Consider the following 19,401-nt stretch of genomic DNA (forward strand, 5'->3'; position numbering starts at 1 on the left):
AGGATTGCTTCATGGAGTGGCTTTTACCCGCTTTTGCATTAGTGTTAATAATTGAGGGAATCGGCCCACTTCTTTTTCCTAACAAATGGCGCAACTATTTACTGCAAATAAGCCAGCAACCAAGTAATCAACTTCGCCAAATTGGAGGTGCGCTGGTCATCATTGGCGCGTTACTGCTGTTTTATTTTAGCTAAATGGCCGCTGCGTAACGTGGCGGTAAGCGGGTATTTTGCTGAAAATAATAGAGGCAATTGATAGACCGTTTGTTCAGGTTTTCAGTAGCACTGTAAATGGAATGCTTTATAAATTAGCATTTTAGACTGCTTTTTGAATTACGTTAAACACCAAGTAGCATTAGATTACGTTTACTGCATGTTATAAAACCTAGTGTACGTATCAAAAATAAAATTTAAATAGTCGCATTTTTGTTCGAGAAAAGGGGTGATCCTAGCCCTATAATTTTGTAGAATCCCCGCCTAATTTTCTTACACATATGATTCATGGCAAAGAACGTTGTGGTACTCGGCACTCAATGGGGTGACGAGGGTAAAGGCAAGGTCGTAGACCTACTCACTGATCGCGCAAAATATGTTGTTCGCTACCAAGGCGGGCACAATGCAGGTCACACTCTAGTAATCGACGGTGAAAAAACCGTACTTCACTTAATCCCATCAGGCATCCTACGCGATAATGTTACCTGTATTATTGGTAACGGTGTTGTGCTTAGCCCTGACGCACTAATGAAAGAAATGACTATGCTTGAAGAGCGTGGCGTTCCTGTGCGCGAGCGATTAAAGATTAGTGAAGCTTGTCCGCTTATTCTTCCTTATCACATTGCACTAGACGTAGCGCGCGAAAAAGCCCGTGGCGCAAAAGCAATTGGTACGACCGGTCGTGGTATCGGCCCGGCATATGAAGATAAAGTAGCCCGTCGCGGTTTGCGTGTTGGCGACTTATTTAACGCGGAAGACTTCGCAGCCAAGCTAAAAGAAGTACTAGACGTACATAACTTCACGCTTACGCAATACTATGGCGAAGAAGCTGTAGACTTCGAAGAAACCTTAAACGGTGCGATGGAAGTTGCTGACATTCTTAAAGCCATGGTGGTTGATGTCACCGACGAGCTAGATAAAGCGCATAAAGCTGGCCTTCCAATTATGTTTGAAGGTGCACAAGGTACGCTGCTAGACATCGATCACGGTACGTATCCTTATGTGACGTCTTCAAATACTACCGTGGGTGGCGTAGCAACAGGTGCAGGCTTCGGCCCACTTAAGCTAGATTACGTATTAGGTATTGTTAAAGCCTACACCACACGTGTGGGCTCAGGTCCTTTCCCCACTGAGCTTGATTGTGAAGTAGGTCAACATTTAGGTGTTAAAGGTCACGAGTTTGGCGCAACCACAGGCCGTAAACGCCGTACTGGTTGGTTCGATGCAGTCGCAATGAAGCGTGCAGTACAAATAAACTCTATCACCGGGTTCTGCCTAACTAAGCTTGACGTGCTAGACGGCCTTGAAAGCCTTCAAATTTGTGTTGGCTACAAAGACGCAGATGGTAACGTGAAAGACGTGCCTCCAATGGCCGCCGACGGTTACGATAAAGTAACGCCAGTTTATGAAGAAATGCCGGGCTGGACAGACAACACCTTTGGTGTAACTGAGTTTGAAGGGCTTCCACAAGCAGCGAAAAACTACATCAAGCGTCTTGAAGAGCTAACAGGTGTGCCAGTTGATATCGTTTCGACAGGCCCTGATAGAAACGAAACTATCGTTTTACGTAGCCCATACGACGCGTAATAGCGCCATCGTAATACCTTTAAAAGCCCAGTGTTCACTGGGCTTTTTTGATTCTCTTGGCTGCTTCTTTTGCGCTTTCCTATTCGCTATTCCTATCACTTCGCGTATGTGTTCGGCGCCTGCACTTTATATATAGAGATATGAATGTGCATGTGTCTTATTGCGCGTTGTGCACTTTCGCATTAAACATTAATTAACAATTTTGTTGCGTTGCTCGCGAACATCCCTATTAATATAAGATAGTATCAGTTAATAAATACGCTGCTATTCCTGCGAAAGAGTTTGATATGTGAATCAATCTTACGTGGGTTACGCTATTGGAGCCTTCTTATGCCAAATAGACCTTCTCTTCACGCCGTTGAATCAAGCGTATGCTTTGTTGACGTTGTTCACAAACTTAACGACAGTTTCGATACAGGGAAAACCCAGTCCCTTGAGTGGCGTAAAAGCCAGTTAAAGGCATTAGAAAATTTACTGAAAGACAATCAGCACGACATCTTACAGGCCCTTAAAAACGACTTGGGCAAATGTAAGACCGAAGCTATGGTGGCTGAACAAGGTTTCCTGCTTTCTGATATTAAGCATACGCTTAAGCACTTGGGCAAATGGGCCAAGCCTCGCAAGGTGTCTACACCCATGGTGGCATGGCCGGGTAAGAGCTTTCGAAAGCCTGAGCCCCTTGGTACTGTGCTTATTATAGGGGCGTGGAACTATCCACTACAGCTATTACTTGCCCCTTATATCGCCGCTATTGCAGCGGGTAACTGTGCGGTATTAAAACCTTCCGAACTGGCTGAAGAAACCTCGTCGCTGGTGGCTAAACTTATTCCTCAATATATGGATACTTCATGTGTAGCGGTTATTGAAGGCGGTAAAGACGAAGCCACGGCGCTGCTTGCGTGTAAATGGGATCATATTTTCTACACCGGTGGCGAAGCCGTAGGAAAAATAGTGATGAATGCTGCAGCTAGGCACCTCACTCCCGTTACATTAGAGCTTGGCGGTAAAAGCCCATGTTTTGTGGATAAAGATACTAACCTTACGGTTACGGCGCGTCGTTTAGTGTGGGGTAAATGGATGAATGCGGGGCAAACCTGTATTGCCCCTGACTATGTCATTGTAGAAAAAGACTTTGAGCAAAAGTTTATTGAAGCGGTTAAAAAAGAGCTTAAAAAGCAATATGGCAAAAAGCCGCTATTGTCACGAGATTACGGCAATATAATAAATCATCGTCACTTAAAGCGCCTAGAGAGCTATCTTGAAAATGTAAACGTGGTGTATGGCGGCGAGCTAGATGAAGCGCGCCCTGCGATGGCGCCCACCCTTGTACTAGAGCCATCGCTTGATAGCCCGTTGATGAAAGAAGAAATCTTTGGCCCAATTCTGCCTATCATCACGGTAGATAACATGGACGCGGGCATTAAGCTTGTTAACAGTAGGCCCAAGCCACTCGCGCTTTATGCCTTTAGCGACAAAGACAGTGTACTAGATAACATCATCAGTAAAACCAGTTCTGGTAGTGTATGTACTAACGACACTATGCTGTTTATGACTAACCCCGAGTTACCGTTTGGTGGTGTGGGTAATAGCGGCATGGGAAGCTACCATGGTCAAGCAGGGTTTGATACATTTAGCCATATCAAAACCATAATGAAGCGTTCTTTTGCGTTAGACGTGTTCTTTAGGTATGCGCCGTTTTCAAAGTTTAAGCTATCGTTGCTTAAGAAGTTTTTATAACAGGAGTTTTCATGGTCCAGCCCTTTCATCTTGCCATACCGGTCACTAATTTAACCGATGCAGAAGCGTTCTACGGTGAGTTGCTAGGTTGTGAAAAGGGCCGCAGTGATAGCCAGTGGATAGACTGGAATTTCTTCGGTCATCAACTAGTGACGCACTGCGTAGAGGTCATGCCGTCACCGCCTTCGTATAATGGGGTAGATGACCATGCCGTGCCCGTGCCGCATTTTGGCGTTGTTTTAACCATGAGTGATTGGCAAGCACTGGCAAATAAATTAGAAACAGCAAACACTGAGTTTGTTATTGCGCCCTATATTCGCTTTAAAGGAAAGCCGGGCGAACAGGCCACTATGTTTTTTAAAGACCCCTTCGGCAACGCCTTAGAGTTCAAAGCCTTTGCTGATATCAATCAGCTCTTTGCCACTAACAAAATATCATGAGAATCTTTTGAAAAAAGCATTATTGCTGGTAGATGTACAAAACGTCTACTACACCTGCCGTCAGGCCTATAAACGCAACTTTAATTACAACCGGTTTTGGCGCGAACTTAGCTATAACCTAGATATAGAACATGCCTTTGCCTACGCCATCGACAAGGGCGACAGCAAGCAGCGTGAATTTCAAAACATACTTCGCGCTATTGGGTTTGAGGTAAAGTTAAAGCCTTTTATTCAGCGCGCTGACGGCTCGGCGAAAGGCGACTGGGATGTAGGTATTACGGTAGATGCGCTAGAACACGCCAGTCAGGTTGATGAAATCATTCTGGTGTCAGGTGACGGTGATTTCGATATTCTGGTAAACGCGCTTAAAGAAAAAGGGAAAACCGTAACTGTGTACGGTGTTCCCGCATTAACGGCTGAAAGCATTCAAAAGGTAGCAACTCGATACGTACCCATTAACGGTGAACTCTTGCTTTAATGGGTAAGTAGGTGACGTGTTAGCTAAGAGAAAAGGCGGTTAGCGCCTTTTCTGTGTAAAGCCAGACGCTTTAGTAGGGCTGTACGATGCTTTTACCCCGGCCACTTTTTTCAGACGCGGCTTCCACACCCTCTTTAGTGCGTTTAATTAAATGCACATCACCAAAGCGTCGGTTATCAATGGTATAGCCCATGGCTTTAAGCTCGTTCACCGTAGCTTCGGTAAACCCGTTGTGCATACGAATGGTATCTTTCGGTAATAGCTGGTGGTGAAAACGCGGTGAATTCACGGCTTCTTCGGCGCTCATATCGTAAAGCAGGGCATTCAATAGCGATTGAGCAACTGACGATATAATGGTGGTACCACCTGGAGAGCCTGTAACAAGCACGACCTGGTCGCCTTTGGTCACAAGTGTAGGGGTCATAGAAGAAAGCATGCGCTTGTAGGGTTCAATGGCATTCGCTTCTCCGCCTACGGCGCCGAAGAAATTAGGCACACCAGGCTTTGCGCTAAAGTCATCCATTTCATCGTTCAACAAGAAGCCGGCGCCAGTTACAACAAGACCACTACCAAAAGTAAGGTTGATGGTTGTGGTATTGGCAACGGCGTTGCCCCATCTGTCCATAATCGAGAAGTGGGTAGTATCTTCGCTCTCTTTCAAGCCCGGCTTAATGCTTGGGGTATCAGAAATGCTGGCAGGCTGAATATCTGCTGCGCGTTCATTAATGTAGTTAGCGTCTGTGAGCGCTTTTACCGGAACACTAACAAAGTCAGGGTCGCCCATGTATTCAGCGCGATCGGCAAATACACGCTTGCCTATTTCAGACATAACGTGAATATATTCAGTGCTGTTTTGCGCAGGTAAATCGTGGGTTGCATCATAGGCTTCAAGCATGCCAATCCATTGTGCTACAGCCACGCCCCCTGAACTTGGCGGCGGTGCAGTAATTAACTCATAACCCTGCCAAGTCAGCTGAAGGGGCTTACGCCACACCGCTTTGTAGGCTTGCAAGTCATCATGGGTAATAAGGCCGCCATTTTGTTGCATAAAATCGACAATATGCGTGGCGACTTCGCCTTTGTAGAACCCATCTTTACCCTGCTGTTGAATCGCTTTTAGGGTTTCAGCTAGTTCAGGCTGCTTAAACGTGGTGCCTGCTTTGGCTTCTGAGAAATAATCACTGAAGTTACTTTTAATGCCTTTCTCCTGGGTTCGTGAAATATAGCGCGCAATGTTATTGGCTAACTTTTCGTGTACTACAAACCCGTTCTCGGCAAGGTCTACCGCAGGGGCAACAAGACGCTCCCAGTCTAAAGTGCCGTACTTCTTATGTGCTGCCCACATACCAGCGACAGTACCGGGAATACCTGATGCTTTCGCGCCAAATAAGGATTCATAAGGCTTTACGTTACCTGCTTGGTCTAAATACATATCGCGATGGGCGCTTTTCGGGGCCATTTCACGATAGTCGAGAAAGTCGGTGCTGTCTTCAAACTTGATGGTCATAAAGCCACCGCCGCCAACGTTACCGGCTTCTGGCAGGGTCACGGCTAAAACAAATTGCGCCGTAATAGCGGCATCTATTGCATTTCCGCCCTCTTTAAGCACCTGCATAGCGGCGTCGGCACTATAGCTGTCTGGCATGGCCACCGCAGGTTGGCTAAGACCTACGTCTGTATTGTTGGCGTTATCAATAATGGTGCTAGGAGCGTTTGAGCACGCCACCATCACTGAAATAACCGCTAAAATCATTATCCGTTTTATCATTTGAAAACTCCTTGCTACAAACTCGCTTTTCACATTCTGGGTATAAGCCCACTAACCCAGCATGACTAAACTTGCTATAAAATAGGCAATAAGCGTAAGGGCACCTGCAAACAGTGCATAGGGAAACTGGGTCTTAACGTGGGTGAGCACATCTGTACCTGCGGCAAGTGACGAGACGGCAGTGGTATCTGAAATAGGTGAACAGTGATCGCCAAAGATCCCACCCCCCAAAATAGCGCCAATTACCAAAGAAGGCGGTAAGCCTAAACTTTGAATAAGTGGTACGCCAATAGGAATAAGAATAGCAAACGTGCCCCATGAGGTTCCTGTGGTAAACGACATAATTGCGCCCGCAATAAATAGCATGGGAACAACTAGCATTAACGGAAGATACTCACCCACAATACCCGCAACAAACACACCCGTACCTAGTACCTTAAGGCTGTTGCCTAACGTTAACGACAATAACACTATGGTGACAAGGGGAAGTAGTTCACCCATCCCCTTAAAACCGATTTCTACCGCTTCTTTATGGGTGAAACGCTTGTGCAATAAAAGTAGTCCGTAGGCAATAGCGGTTGCAAGCGCTGTAGCATAGAGTACTGATTTACTGCCGCTGCCTTCAGATAACACGCCGTTCCCTGTCCAAAACATAAACCCAATCATACTTAGCACCATTATTACTAAAGGCACTAACATAAAGCGGGCTTTAGTCGCCGGCTCCGTTGTTTGGTTTACTTCAACCTGAGAGAGTGCTTTTTCTTCTTCAATCATAGGGCCGTGCACTTTGTCGGCTGATATGGTGTAAGCCACAATGAGCAAGGTGAAAATAGCGTAAAAGTTAAAAAATACGCTGCCCCATAAGATAGATGCAGAAGAGCCAGGTAATTCGTAAGCGTCAAGCAGGCTTAATATGAAAGCGCCCCAGCCATTCAGCAGAATTAAAATACAGACGGGAGCACTTGTAGAGTCAATAATATAAGCTAGGCGTGCGCGACTCATACCAAACCGATCAAACAAGCCTCTAGCAAAAATACCTGCGGTAAGCACGCTGAGGTTCGACTCTATAAAGACGGCAATACCAGTAAACATGGTTAAACCGCCCACTTGTTTGCGGCTTTTCGCCACCCCTTTATTTACGAGGTAGTTAACCGTAGCTGTTACCCCTCCTGAGTCGCGAATAAACGCCAGTAACGCGCCCACTAAAACCGAAAAAATAAGTACGCGAGTGTTGCCTGGACTCGCCGCGGTATCAACCACACGCTCTATGGCATTAATAGGGGCCATGTAGCTGGTTGCGATATCAGCATTTACCAGAATCAAGGCTTCAGCAGACAGTACGGCCAGCGCCAATGCTAAGATGACTTCTTTTTTCCAAAAAACGACGGCAATAGCCACAAGAGGGGGGATGACTGACATCCAATCCATACTTCTTTCCAAACTTAAATTTATGTGTGCCTAAACGGGTATGTCTACGTTGCGTAAGAGAGGGTGTGGTTTGCAAGTTCTATGTTGGCGAACAAGCTTCTCTCATTTATGCTAGCGTACCGTATTGTGCTTTGTGTTTCCAAGGATTAGATAAACATTGTTATTCCAGCAAGTTATTTGTAAAAAACACGTCTCTGTTATGGGGGAAATACGTATAGCCCTAGGCTTTTTAGCGATTACTTTTTTAGCGGGTATAACTTCTGCTCAGCCCTTAAGTGCTAACGCCCCGGTCAACTTAACCACAGGTAAGAGTTCCTCTATTCAAAAAGGGGGCGCACAAGGCGGTATACAGCAAAACGCAGATAGTCTTAGCACCATCAAGGCCATGCTGGGCCAAAAGATCATTTTAGATTTTCGCTATTTCTGCGAAGACGACACACCATCATCGCAATGCCGCACACCAATGACGAAAATCCCTGCAAGTTTGCTGGCACTATTAAGTGGTCACAACATTGGTGGCGTGATTCTGTTTTCAGAAAACATTGAAAATACCGAGCAGTTGATAACGCTAAATTACACTATGCAGCAGCATATGTTGAAAGTGGGCAAGCAACCATTATTTATCGCTATCGATCAAGAGGGCGGTAGGGTAGCGCGCCTGCCCTCAGACATGTTAGCGCCATTTGCCGGTAATATGGCAATTGGTGCGACGTTTCATCAACATGGCAGTACTTTTGCGCAACGCGTGGCTCGCCACATCGGTAAAACGCTCTTACCCCTTGGTATTAACACCAACTTTGCCCCATCAGTTGATATAAACAGCGAGCCGAAAAACCCGGTTATAAACGTGCGCAGTTTTTCAGAACATCCAGAGCAGGTTGCTGCGCTGGGCCAAACGTTTGTTGAAGCAATGCAGGGGACGGGCGTGATAAGTGCAATTAAGCATTTTCCAGGTCATGGCGACACGCATGTGGATAGTCACAGCGGTCTTCCACTGGTAAGTCATACCCGAGCACAAGCAATGACGGGTGATATTCTGCCGTTTTCTAATATTATTAGAAGTGCCACACCGCCGGCCATGGTAATGAGTGCACACATTCAGTATCCATCGTTAGACGATACCAAAATTACAGACAAGAACGGAAAGCGACAAATAGTTCCAGCGACTTTGTCGAAGAAGATATTAACCAACTTGCTTCGCAAGCAACTGGGGTATAAAGGTCTAATTGTTACTGACGCTCTAGATATGGCGGGTATTACACAGTTCTTCTCGCACGAAGAGGCTTTAGTTCGCGCATTTAGTGCGGGCGCGGATATTGCGCTTATGCCTTTCACTATAAGAAATAAAACGGATATAAATGCGTTTGTAAAGCTTCTCGACAATGTAGCAGTAAAACTCGCAGATAGCGCATTAGATACATCATCAGAAAGCGCTTTCTTGGTATCTTCATATAATCGTATTATCGAAGCAAAACAACGGTTTACGCTAGATGGTTTTATTTCCAAGCCGAAGGTCTGGTGGCTTGATGAAGCAAACGACAATGCATTGACTAATAACCCTAACAGTTTAAAAAACAAAGGAATTAGAATAGAGAAAGCGCTTTCTGAAGGTTCGGTGTCTGTGCTTTTCGGAAAAGAAAAACTACCGATAACATCAACGCGCTGGTTGGCGCTAATGCCGGATGCGGCGAGGTGTTTAGCATTTGAAGCCGCACTTGCACATGCTAGTTCTAAAAGCACCAATAAGCCTCTAGAGTTTGCTTGTTTACCCCTAACCGCGCTACCTAACACCCAATTAGCTATGGACCTATTACAGCAGGCTGAAGCTTTAATAGTAGGTAATATTAGCCCGCTTCACGCGACCTATGAGTTAGGTGGGTTTGATCTACCTGAGCATGTGAAGCGACGCGCGCGTGAAACTGAGGTGATGGCATTTAGTAAAAAGATAATGTCTGCTGCGAAAACACAAAATAAAACCGTAGTTTTTGCACCGCTACGTATGCCGTATAGTGCACAAGATGTTAAAAGCATGACAGATATTGCTATTGCCACATTCAGTTATGCCATTAGTGTAAGCGCCCAAGGTAGCAAAGAAGAAAACAAAGACGATCAAAAGGTTACCAGCTATAGTTTGAACGCACTAGCTGATGTTTTATTAGGAAACATGGCTGCTAAAGGCCGTTCACCCGTTTCGTTAGACTCACTTTCACTACAAAAGTAGAGCCTGTGAAGGCGTGAATTTAAAAGGTAAATCAAAGGTAAATTAAAGGGTACCTGGAAAGGTAACCTTAAAGGAAAAAATATGGATACAGAAAAATTATCAGACACTACACAGGTATCGCTAATTGATACTGTGTTAAGTGCGCTACTTCCATTTGCTCCTTTGCTCATTGCTATCGCTTTGGTGATAAGTGCGCTCATTGCACTGCATTATCTTTTGCTGGCAAAACAGGGCCACCTTACCAGTGAACAAAAACTGCCCCGCCAAGTAGGAATGTTGGTACTTACTATCGTTGGAGCTGTTATAATTGCGATGACCCTTCCTGTAAGTGAAAGCACACGAAATCAAGTGATCGCGCTTATTGGCGTACTAATTTCAGGGGTAATTGCGTTTTCTTCCACCACCATGGTGGGAAATTTGATGGCCGGAATAGTACTTCGTGTTAACCGCCCATTTAAAGTGGGAGACTTTATCAAGGTAGAAGGCTATAGCGGACGCGTTACCGAAATGGGTCTGCTGGATGTTGAAATTCAAACCGAAAGCAGAGAGCTTATTGCCTTTTCCAATACGCTGATGGTGAATTCGCCGGTCTCGGTTACTCGCGCCTCTGGCGCAATCGTTAGCGTAGATATTAGTTTAGGCTACGACATACATCACAGTATTATCGAAAAGCACCTGCTTATTGCGGCAGAAAATGCCAAATTGTCAGAGTCATTTGTGCAGGTGGTGGGGTTGGGCGATTTTTCGGTAAGTTATCGTATTTCTGGTTTACTTACCGAAGTGAAAAGCTTGCTAAGCGCTCGTTCAAGGCTGCATAAAGCCGTACTCGATGCACTGCATAATTCTGACATTGAAATTGTGTCGCCCAGCTTTATGAATCAGCGCCCTCAGCCTGATGGTTTGAAGATGATAGCTAAATCCCCTAGCCAAACTAAACAAGAGGAAACGTCTCCTGAAGACGTTATTTTTGACAAAGCTGAAGAGGCAGAGCAAAAAGAAAAGAGTAAAGAAACGCTGATGAAGAAAATTGCCGATATTGATGCAAAGATTGCAGAAAGTGACAGTGAAAGAAGGGATGAGCTTAAGCATCAAAAAGCCACAGCTGAAGCTGAGCTTACTATTTTGGTTGAAACAAAAAATGACGATGGTTAGCTTTCACTAACTTATTTAAAGTCTATTTTTATTGCTTTAGGGGTTGTGTGAGTATTTACTTACAAGTTGGCTTTTTTTGAATTTCTCCCTCTATTCTCACGAATGTTAGCCATCGCGAGATTTCTTTAACTCTTTGCGTTAGCGTAGCTAATTTGAACGTCATTCAATGTCTTGATAAAGAAGATACGCCGCTCTTTTTTCTCTGAACTCGCCTAACTCTTTCTGCCAACTTTGGCGAATTTTCTCGGGGGGCATGCCTGCTTGAATTTGAATTCTTAGCGCATCGGTACCGGCCAATTTGTCGAAGAATTCTGGGCGAGTAAAGAAGGTTTCATTTGAGCCGTCACTGTTGCTTACAGTGGTGTTATATTCAGAAAAGCGAGAATAGGCGTTTATCAAGGTTGTGATGTCTAAACCAGTAATAGGTGAATATTCTCGAATTGATAGCCCAGGGCTAAAGCTTTGTGACTTCGTAAAATTAGCTTTGGTATAATCAGCGTTAACAAATACGTGCGCACTTAACATAGAATTTTCATGCTTAGGGTGGGGCGCTGCACTATTTGCTTTTACCGGTACTTTAGTTTCACCTAACTTAACACGGGGGTGACCGATAAGCTGAAAAGGAAAATCAGTGCCGCGACCAATGCTGACATCGGTACCTTCGAAAAAGCACAGTGTCGGGTATAGTTTAATAGACAAATCGTTTGGCAAGTTAGGGCTAGGGGCTACCGGCAGTGAATAATGTGCAGAGCGTTTATAGTCTTCCATCGGTACAACGGTAAGTTTTGCATTGTTGTAGCTGCTCGCATCAATACCCAACCAACGTTCCCCCACAATCATTTGCGCAAGTTCACCTAAAGTCATGCCGTGAAGAACGGGAATAGGGTGCATACCAATGAAAGAAGAATATTCTGACGTCAACACCGGGCCGTCGACATAGCGACCGTTGGGGTTTGGTCTATCTAGCACGATAACGTCGATATTGCGCGCGAAGGCGGCTTCCATTACGTAGTGCAAAGTACTTAAATACGTATAGAAGCGTACGCCTACATCCTGAATATCGAAGACAATGACATCGATATTTTCCAGCATAGCAGGCGTTGGCTTTTTGGTTTTGCCGTAAAGAGAGTGAATAGGTAAACCCGTTTTAGCATCAATATCGCTATGTACCTTTTCACCTGCGCCTTTATTTCCTCTAAACCCGTGCTCGGGTGACATAATGCTTACCACGTTAATACTGCGGCGTAATAAGGCGTCCAGTAAATGCTGGTAGCGATGGTTTGCTTTAATCGAATTTGAATGCGCAGTTAAGCTGTTATTTGCTTCACCATTTTCAAATTCGCTTGCGGAAGAATACGTGGGCGAGGGAGGTAGATAACTATGTTCCTTAACCAAGGCACTTTGATTCACTACCAAGCTAACCCGCTTACCAACTAACAAAGGTAGGTACTTTGAGTAGCGTTCAGCCCCTACTGCTTGTTGGTCGGCGTTTAAATATTCGTTAGGCAACCTTTCTTGCTTGACGTCTCTACTGTTACTACTGCTTGTATATACATGTGTAGATAAGTTTTCTGGCGCGCATCCGGTAAGGAAAGCGAAAGTGGTCAGCAGGGACAGCGCAATAACAAATGCGCTTATCGTGTAACGTCTAACCTTTATGCTCGTATTGATTAACCCGAAAACTTTCATAGCAATAATCTACTTTAACTATTCGCTTTCATTTACCGCGTTACGCAAATAGCCATCGTTGGCGTTTAGCTGCGCGGCGGCCTGCTCGGCATTTTGCCCCGTTAATACCATTAAAATGGCAACTTTAGCTTTATTATCGCACCCACTAAGGGCTGTCAAAGCGGCATCTTCACTGCACTCGGTAGCCTGCATAACAATTCGTAGAGCACGTGCTTTAAGCTTTTCGTTTGTGGCATTTACATCTACCATTAAATTCTGATAGGTCTTACCAAGTTTGATCATGGTGCTCGTACTTATCATATTTAAAATAAGCTTTTGGGCGGTTCCCGACTTCATACGGGTGCTTCCGGTTAATACTTCTGGGCCAACGATTGGGCATATTGACGTATCCGCATTCTCAAAGATGGCTGCATTGGGGCTACACGCAATGGAACCGGTAAAGCAGCCCAGTGATCGTGCATATTCTAAAGCGCCACTTACATACGGAGTACGTCCACTGGCTGAAATGCCGATGACGGTATCTTTTTGACTAAGCGCGAGCGTTTGTAGGTCAGTCTTTCCCGCTTCAACGTTATCTTCAGCGCCTTCAACCGCGTGTTGTATTGCGCTTTCACCGCCTGCGATTACGCCAACGACTAAACTATCGGGGACGCTGAACGTAGGTCTACACTCTACCGCATCTAATATGCCTAACCGCCCGCTCGTGCCTGCGCCTATATATATAAGCCTTCCACCACTTTTAATACTTATTGTGGCTGCATCTACCGCTTTTGCGATGTGTGGAATTTCTTGCGCAACCGCCTGCGCGACTTTAGCGTCTTCATTGTTTATACAGCGTAAAATACCCACCGTACTCAGCGTATCTATATTCAGCGAGTCTGGATTCCTGCCTTCCGAGATAATCTTATTAAGAGACTGCGCTAGTTCATTAACGGTGGAATGAGTATGCTCAGCAGGCTCTGAAGTGCTGTTTGAAAGAGAAGGTGAAGTCGTAGATGGCTTGTGGGTAGACATTAAAAACCTTGAAGCAACGTAGTAATAAAATTGTGCGAAGCCAAAGCATAACGGTATTTTACCTTACAAGAAACCTTACGTTAGATTGCGCCTTTTTCAGCATTAATCTAGCACGCCTTTAAAGTTTCTCATGGTACACTTTCCGTTTACTCTTTCGATGACAATAAACATTTAAGGAACGTGTTTTTCTGTGAGCCGACAAACGCAAGCTATCATTCACGCTGACGCCCTTTTACACAACTTTAAAGCGCTTGCCGCGATAGCGCCATCAAGCCAGTCGATGGCGGTAGTGAAAGCCGATGCCTACGGGCATGGAGCCGTAAATGTAGCGCGTATTTTACAGCATGTATCGTCGCAATTCGCTGTAGCCATTATCGAAGAAGCCATAGCACTTCGCGATGCAGGTATAAGTGCGCCCGTGGTCGTATTAGAAGGGGCGCATCAGGCGAAAGAGTGTCAGATGGCGTTTCAGCATAATTGTATTTTGGTGATGCACTGCGAAGAACAACTTCAGTGGTTGAATAACTGCCCAGAAAACCAACGTCCTCACATTTGGCTTAAAGTGGATAGCGGCATGCACCGCTTAGGCTTTGCGATTTCCGACATTGAAGATATGACGAAAAAATATCGTCACCTCCTTAGCGAACAAACGGTCATCGCCACCCATTTCGCGTGTGCCGATGATGTGGATAACGGCTTTACCGCCTCGCAATTATCAGCATTTAAACGAGTAGCCGACGCTATTGGGTTACCTACTAGCGTTGCGAATTCCCCCGCTACCGTAAATTGGCCAGCAAGCCGCAACGCGTGGAACCGGTTAGGGGTAGGTGTATACGGCGGTGCGGTATCTACAGCTAACAATGTTGGTGTTGAGATTTACCCCGCTATGACGCTTCGCTCCAGTATACTTGCGGTGCGTACCATTGCTGCGGGCGAAGGGGTTGGCTACGGTCAAAGGTGGGTGGCATCTAAACCGAGTAAAATTGCAACTGTGGGAATTGGCTACGCAGACGGTTATCCAAGGCATTGTAAAAACAAAACCCCAGTGATGGTGCGTGGAAAACGGGCTTTTCTGGCGGGCCGGGTATCAATGGATATGATCACCATTGATGTTACCCACATCGATAATGTGAGTGTGGGTGATGAAGTCGAGCTGTGGGGGCAAAACGTGCCTATCCAGGAAGTCGCTGCGTGTGCAGATACCATCGACTATGAGTTAATGACACGGGTGTCGCAGCGCGTTCCCCGTATAGTAAAATATCTATAAGTTTCAACGTAGTGCCACTTTCCCTCTAAACTATATAAGTTTTAATTAAGCACTATTCATTAAAAGAATGAGACTTTTACCCCTGTCTTGAGTCTATACTAGCGTTGCTTAGATTCAGGATTGCAGTGAATGCTTCACTTCCAACTGTACTAAGCAACAACTCAAAAGTGAGGTTTGTATGCGTACTTCGTTTTCTCGTCCAAGAGTGAATCGTGGAGTAGTAAGTCGACCGTCAAGACCTGTTCAAAAGAAGCAATAGGGTTGCTGTAGGCGTATAGGAATACAAATAAAAGATACAAAAAAGCCCGGTGGGTGTGTCACTCACCGGGCTTTTTATTTGCGTTAGTTTAGCGTTAAGTAACGCAACCTTGCGGCGGGTTGGCTAACGGGCTTTCGCTTACCCGTTTTGCGCGCGTAACTCGCTGTTTAAATTATTGTCTAGCCCACTTCCTGATTTAGGCTCGGTGCGCTCACCTTCCACCTTTTTTGTATTGTTCTCTCCCTGTACTGGGAAATAACGCTCTGGTCTATGGTTAAGAGAAATGACCATATTAAGACAAAACGCGGCTAAGATAGAGATAAGGACTAAATGCCAAGCGATAAAGAAAAGCGCACAAAGCAATATGGTGCTGTCTACCGCCAGTTGGAACGTACCCGCTCTAATATTGAATCGCTGTTGTAGGAAAAACGCCATAATGCCAACGCCGCCAAGGCTCGAGCTATGACGGAACATCATCAGCATACCTACACCAATTAATATGCCGCCAAATACCGCAGCGAATATGGGGTTAACGTGACTAATATCTACAAACGCGGGTATTTGTTCGGTTAACACCGATACCGTGGTGACAGAAATAAAAGTGTTTATGGTGAATCGCTTGCTAATTTGCGTCCATGCCAATGTATAAAACGGCAAGTTGATAAGAAAGAACAGCAAGCCAAAATCCATATCGAAGGCATAAGTACCTAACAGGGCTAATCCTGCTGCGCCACCTACCATTAGATCTTGAGATTGGAATAGGTATACGCCAAAAGCAACAAACAAGCCGGCGCTTATCAGGGCGAAAACATCCTCGATGACACTGTGTTTTGTTTTTTGCATAAGAAGAAACTTGCGTTGAGAAGACACGGCGTAATTATACGTTTACAACCTCAAAGGTAACAGCGAGATGAAAAGTTAACTCAGTGCGATAAACAACCAGGGGTAAGTCTGTCTTTACGACTCTTAGCGTAGGGGTGAACAAGGTGTTGCGCCAATGTAAACGTTGCACCACGCTGGGTCATAGAAATGGTTAAGACATGCACTAACTGGCCGAAGACCGACTACTCCACATAAGAAAATACCACAATATCTTGTTTATTAAATTCAATATTGCACTGCATTATGCCTAAGTGGAGTGGACTATATGCCTCAATCTTGCTGCCATTTGCAACAAACGTGGTATCCCATAACAGCAATTCAGCAGTATCTAACTGACGTTCTACACTCTTTTTCAAAACCCCAGGCGTGAAATTATCGCATAGAATAATGACTTCCCGCCTCGCCTCAATCCAGTAAAATGTAATGGTGATCAGCAATGCGATAGCCGCTATTGCCACCACATCAGCAATAATGGAACGTTTCATGGCTTGCACGTATTGCATCTCCTTTACTTGTTAAGTTTACAACCGCTGCTCTGATAAACAGAAAGACACTAAGCGGCAATAGCGGCAGAAAATAAATTGAAAGTCGAACCTGTATAAAGCGATGTTACGCTGTTTGGATCAAGTCCCACTTATTGCCAAACTTATCTTTAAAGATAGCGACCGTACCATATACTTCTTCGCGAGGGGTCTCTAAAAACAACACGCCTTTGTTTCGCATGTCGTTAAAGTCTCGCCAAAAATCGTTTGTTTTTAAAATTAAAAACACTTTATCGGCCGCTTGATTGCCAATAAGCGCGCTTTCAACTTGGTTTTTCGCCTGTGTTAATAACAAACTAGCCGGGCTATTCGATGGCGTTACCAGCACAAATCGCGCGTCCTCACCGGTAACTTTATCTTCAGTTAATGTGAAATTTAGAACCGAAGTGAAATACGCAATGGCGCTGTCGTAGTCGTCAACGAAAAAGGTAATAGCAGAAAGGTGTTGAGTCATAAAATAGGTGTTAGCCCACAATTTTGAATAAATTAAATGTGAATACTACCTAAAAGGTGGCCGAGCTGAAATGGAGATTAACCGTTATAGCATAATGCTGAGCGATTTCCGTGAGCGCAATATTTTAAGCCACCATTTATGAACATTTTCTGCAAATGATCTTTTTGTAAGGTTTGCACAGTATAGTTAGTACTGAAGGATTTATTTTGGCGCACAGCCGCTTTAAACGTTCACGCCCCACTATTTACTTAGAGGCATGGTTTCGTTTAGGGTTCCCGCCAAAAGTTAAATACAGGAACAGTAATGAACAAGCTACTATCCGCATTTTCTTTAGTTTCATTGGCTACATGCACCGCAGGCCTCGCTAAAGCCGACGAGCTGCCGTTCAATTTGAGTGGACACGTTCGGGTAAATTACGGTCACCAAGACTGGCAACAACCTGAGTTTAGGGATGGGTTCGAGTTTGAGTCGTTCAAGCTTGGCGTATCAGGCGAATCAGACCAATTCAGCTACAAAGCAGAGTATCGCTGGTACGAAAACACCGATTTCGATACCGTTCGTTTTGCCGACCTTACCTATCACTTTGATGAGCAGACACAAATTACCGCGGGAATTACGCAAACACCGTTTGGTCTACAGCCCTTCGGCAGTAATAACTTTTGGTTCTCGGTGAATTACTACCTTGGCTTCGAAGATGACTATGATGCCGGGGTTAAAATAAATCACGATTGGGAGAACTGGGATTTCCAAGCCGCCTACTTCATGAATGATGAGTACAACGACGCGGCAGAGTTTGGGCGTTATTCCTTTGACGTGGCCGACGACGGCGAATACCGTAATAAAGAAGATGGCCAATATAACTTACGCGCAAATTACTCAGCGAACTTTATCCGTGGTGCTACCACTGATATTGGCGTGTCTTATCAATATGGCAACATTTTAAATTTAGATACCTTGGATGATGGAGATATGAGCGCCTATGCCGTTCACATGCGTCATACGCAAGGTGATGTAAAAGTGGAATTGCAGTATATCGATTATGAGTACGATTTGGCTGCGCCAGAGGGGCAAGCAGATGATCGCATCGCATTGTCGTCTTTTACTTTCCCATTCTTAGCGGCAGCTGACGGTAAAACGTACTCGGCAAACCTAGTTTACTCGGTACCGTATAAATTTACCCACATCGAGTCGCTCACCTGTTATTCAGAGTATAGTGTGGCAAAAGGCCAAGGTAGCGAAGGTAAAAATTCGTCTCAATGGATAAACGGGTGTAGCTTTGGTTGGGATAAATTGTTTGTATATGTAGATAGTATCCAAGGTAAAAATATGTGGTTTTCGGGCGGCCCTGGCGTCGGCCTAGATTTAGGCGGTCGACAGGAAACGACTCACCGTCTTAATATTAACCTTGGTATTTACTTCTAAACGAATAACAGGACTTTGACATGCGATTATTACTTATAGCGACATTTATATTAGCGCTAACACCTATGCAAAGTTTTGCCCACGCGTGGATGAAACTGCGAATAGCGACCACAGAGTACGCGCCTTATACGTCAACCGATATGCAGCACGATGGTTATATTAACCACATCATTGCTGATGCTTTTTTGGAAACCGGCGTGGTTGTTGAATTTGTATCTCTACCGTGGGAAGAGGCATTAGAAGCGACGCTAAACGGCGAGTACGACGCCATTTCTTACGGCAACTTTGTGCGCGCAAGGGAAGCTGAATTTTACCACAGTAACCCGATTACCGCAGAAAGCTTGGTGTTTTATGTGAATGCTGAAAAAGGCCCAGAGACGTGGTCGGAGTTAGGTGACTTAAAAGACCTTAAAATGGGGGTAACAGAAGGTTACCTTTACAATGATGAACTGGCTGCTTATATCCAAGACAATAAAAACGTTGTTGAAGCGCCTACCGATAAAAGCAACTTAGAAGCGTTGATAGAAGGCAGCATCGACGTGTTTCCCATCGATGAGTTAACCGGTTGGTATTTGTTGCAGCGAGACTTCAATACGGGTGATCGTCGCGACGTAATGTCTATCAAACCTTTTATTTCAACGGTGACTACCCATTTGTTAGTACCTAAAGGTGAAGGCGATAGTCAGCTTATTCTCTCTTTATTCAACAAAGGGCTAGAAGAGTTAACGCTAGACGGCAAACTTACCCGTTTTAAGCGATTGCTAAAAGAAGGTTACTATCAACACCCTCAAAAGAAAGTGAACTACGACAGACGCTAGTGTCACTCACTTATACCTTCAACAAATAAGC

General features: G+C 44.9%; 17 protein-coding genes. 10 read left to right on the forward strand and 7 right to left on the reverse strand.

Going from position 1 to position 19,401, the window contains the following annotated elements; all coding sequences use genetic code 11:
* The first annotated feature begins 11 nt into the window (after positions 1-11).
* The 5 genes from MADE_RS02795 (at position 12) to MADE_RS02815 (ending at position 4,454) form a co-directional block, all read left to right on the forward strand.
* The gene (locus MADE_RS02795) at positions 12-194 is read left to right on the forward strand and encodes a DUF2065 domain-containing protein (RefSeq protein WP_012517089.1); all 183 of its coding nucleotides are present in this window, start codon (positions 12-14) and stop codon (positions 192-194) included.
* 306 nt (positions 195-500) lie between these two features.
* On the forward strand, positions 501-1,799 hold the full coding sequence (locus tag MADE_RS02800; RefSeq protein ID WP_012517090.1) for an adenylosuccinate synthase: 1,299 nt from the start codon (positions 501-503) through the stop codon (positions 1,797-1,799).
* A gap of 330 nt (positions 1,800-2,129) precedes the next feature.
* Positions 2,130-3,536, forward strand: a complete 1,407-nt coding sequence (locus MADE_RS02805; RefSeq protein WP_012517091.1) for an aldehyde dehydrogenase family protein — start codon at positions 2,130-2,132, stop codon at positions 3,534-3,536.
* Between the two features lie 11 nt (positions 3,537-3,547).
* The gene (locus MADE_RS02810; RefSeq protein ID WP_012517092.1) at positions 3,548-3,976 is read left to right on the forward strand and encodes a VOC family protein; all 429 of its coding nucleotides are present in this window, start codon (positions 3,548-3,550) and stop codon (positions 3,974-3,976) included.
* A 7-nt stretch (positions 3,977-3,983) separates the two neighbouring features.
* Positions 3,984-4,454, forward strand: a complete 471-nt coding sequence (locus MADE_RS02815) for a LabA-like NYN domain-containing protein (protein ID WP_012517093.1) — start codon at positions 3,984-3,986, stop codon at positions 4,452-4,454.
* A 70-nt stretch (positions 4,455-4,524) separates the two neighbouring features.
* Here MADE_RS02815 and ggt read toward each other — a convergent pair whose 3' ends face one another.
* Together ggt and MADE_RS02825 are read right to left on the reverse strand one after the other, a co-directional pair.
* Positions 4,525-6,222 (reverse strand): gamma-glutamyltransferase, encoded by a 1,698-nt coding sequence (gene ggt / locus MADE_RS02820; protein ID WP_012517094.1) that lies wholly within the window; start codon positions 6,220-6,222, stop codon positions 4,525-4,527.
* Positions 6,223-6,273: 51 nt separating this feature from the next.
* Complete coding sequence (locus MADE_RS02825) at positions 6,274-7,650, reverse strand: Na+/H+ antiporter NhaC family protein (protein WP_012517095.1); 1,377 nt, start codon at positions 7,648-7,650, stop codon at positions 6,274-6,276.
* Positions 7,651-7,849: 199 nt separating this feature from the next.
* Here MADE_RS02825 and MADE_RS02830 point away from each other — a divergent pair, with 199 nt between their 5' ends.
* Positions 7,850-9,871 carry a glycoside hydrolase family 3 N-terminal domain-containing protein gene (locus tag MADE_RS02830; RefSeq protein WP_232363094.1) on the forward strand — a complete coding sequence of 674 codons (2,022 nt, stop codon included), beginning with the start codon at positions 7,850-7,852 and terminating at the stop codon, positions 9,869-9,871.
* Positions 9,872-9,952: 81 nt separating this feature from the next.
* Positions 9,953-11,023, forward strand: a complete 1,071-nt coding sequence (locus MADE_RS02835) for a mechanosensitive ion channel family protein (protein WP_012517097.1) — start codon at positions 9,953-9,955, stop codon at positions 11,021-11,023.
* Positions 11,024-11,182: 159 nt separating this feature from the next.
* On the opposite strand, the gene MADE_RS02840 is transcribed toward MADE_RS02835, so the two are convergent.
* Both MADE_RS02840 and murQ read right to left on the reverse strand, forming a co-directional pair.
* Positions 11,183-12,712 (reverse strand): exo-beta-N-acetylmuramidase NamZ family protein, encoded by a 1,530-nt coding sequence (locus tag MADE_RS02840; protein ID WP_012517098.1) that lies wholly within the window; start codon positions 12,710-12,712, stop codon positions 11,183-11,185.
* Positions 12,713-12,730: 18 nt separating this feature from the next.
* Positions 12,731-13,726 carry an N-acetylmuramic acid 6-phosphate etherase gene (murQ, locus tag MADE_RS02845; RefSeq protein ID WP_012517099.1) on the reverse strand — a complete coding sequence of 332 codons (996 nt, stop codon included), beginning with the start codon at positions 13,724-13,726 and terminating at the stop codon, positions 12,731-12,733.
* Positions 13,727-13,916: 190 nt separating this feature from the next.
* On the opposite strand from murQ, the gene alr reads away from it, so the two are divergent.
* Positions 13,917-14,993 carry an alanine racemase gene (alr, locus tag MADE_RS02850; protein ID WP_012517100.1) on the forward strand — a complete coding sequence of 359 codons (1,077 nt, stop codon included), beginning with the start codon at positions 13,917-13,919 and terminating at the stop codon, positions 14,991-14,993.
* Between the two features lie 397 nt (positions 14,994-15,390).
* Here alr and MADE_RS02855 read toward each other — a convergent pair whose 3' ends face one another.
* From MADE_RS02855 to MADE_RS02865, 3 genes are all read right to left on the reverse strand, one after another.
* On the reverse strand, positions 15,391-16,095 hold the full coding sequence (locus tag MADE_RS02855) for a YitT family protein (protein ID WP_012517101.1): 705 nt from the start codon (positions 16,093-16,095) through the stop codon (positions 15,391-15,393).
* Positions 16,096-16,316: 221 nt separating this feature from the next.
* Positions 16,317-16,628 (reverse strand): hypothetical protein, encoded by a 312-nt coding sequence (locus MADE_RS02860; RefSeq protein ID WP_012517102.1) that lies wholly within the window; start codon positions 16,626-16,628, stop codon positions 16,317-16,319.
* Positions 16,629-16,743: 115 nt separating this feature from the next.
* Positions 16,744-17,130, reverse strand: coding sequence for a VOC family protein (locus tag MADE_RS02865; protein WP_012517103.1), 387 nt, complete (start codon positions 17,128-17,130; stop codon positions 16,744-16,746).
* A gap of 303 nt (positions 17,131-17,433) precedes the next feature.
* Here MADE_RS02865 and MADE_RS02870 point away from each other — a divergent pair, with 303 nt between their 5' ends.
* Together MADE_RS02870 and MADE_RS02875 are read left to right on the forward strand one after the other, a co-directional pair.
* Complete coding sequence (locus tag MADE_RS02870) at positions 17,434-18,552, forward strand: TonB-dependent receptor (protein WP_012517104.1); 1,119 nt, start codon at positions 17,434-17,436, stop codon at positions 18,550-18,552.
* Between the two features lie 20 nt (positions 18,553-18,572).
* Positions 18,573-19,370: a substrate-binding periplasmic protein gene (locus tag MADE_RS02875; protein WP_012517105.1), complete on the forward strand. Its 798-nt coding sequence runs from the start codon at positions 18,573-18,575 to the stop codon at positions 19,368-19,370.
* Positions 19,371-19,401 lie beyond the last annotated feature (31 nt).

The sequence above is a fragment of the Alteromonas mediterranea DE genome (genome assembly GCF_000020585.3).
GTDB lineage: Bacteria > Pseudomonadota > Gammaproteobacteria > Enterobacterales > Alteromonadaceae > Alteromonas > Alteromonas mediterranea.

Coding starts and splice junctions, on each gene's coding strand:
- MADE_RS02805 (WP_012517091.1), top strand. CDS start 2,130: ATGCCAAATAGACCTTCTCTTCACGCCGTTGAATCAAGCGTATGCTTT.
- MADE_RS02835 (WP_012517097.1), top strand. CDS start 9,953: ATGGATACAGAAAAATTATCAGACACTACACAGGTATCGCTAATTGAT.
- MADE_RS02800 (WP_012517090.1), top strand. CDS start 501: ATGGCAAAGAACGTTGTGGTACTCGGCACTCAATGGGGTGACGAGGGT.
- MADE_RS02865 (WP_012517103.1), bottom strand. CDS start 17,130: ATGACTCAACACCTTTCTGCTATTACCTTTTTCGTTGACGACTACGAC.
- MADE_RS02870 (WP_012517104.1), top strand. CDS start 17,434: ATGAACAAGCTACTATCCGCATTTTCTTTAGTTTCATTGGCTACATGC.
- MADE_RS02795 (WP_012517089.1), top strand. CDS start 12: ATGGAGTGGCTTTTACCCGCTTTTGCATTAGTGTTAATAATTGAGGGA.
- MADE_RS02810 (WP_012517092.1), top strand. CDS start 3,548: ATGGTCCAGCCCTTTCATCTTGCCATACCGGTCACTAATTTAACCGAT.
- ggt (WP_012517094.1), bottom strand. CDS start 6,222: ATGATAAAACGGATAATGATTTTAGCGGTTATTTCAGTGATGGTGGCG.
- murQ (WP_012517099.1), bottom strand. CDS start 13,726: ATGTCTACCCACAAGCCATCTACGACTTCACCTTCTCTTTCAAACAGC.
- MADE_RS02855 (WP_012517101.1), bottom strand. CDS start 16,095: ATGCAAAAAACAAAACACAGTGTCATCGAGGATGTTTTCGCCCTGATA.
- MADE_RS02840 (WP_012517098.1), bottom strand. CDS start 12,712: ATGAAAGTTTTCGGGTTAATCAATACGAGCATAAAGGTTAGACGTTAC.
- MADE_RS02825 (WP_012517095.1), bottom strand. CDS start 7,650: ATGGATTGGATGTCAGTCATCCCCCCTCTTGTGGCTATTGCCGTCGTT.
- MADE_RS02830 (WP_232363094.1), top strand. CDS start 7,850: ATGGGGGAAATACGTATAGCCCTAGGCTTTTTAGCGATTACTTTTTTA.
- MADE_RS02875 (WP_012517105.1), top strand. CDS start 18,573: ATGCGATTATTACTTATAGCGACATTTATATTAGCGCTAACACCTATG.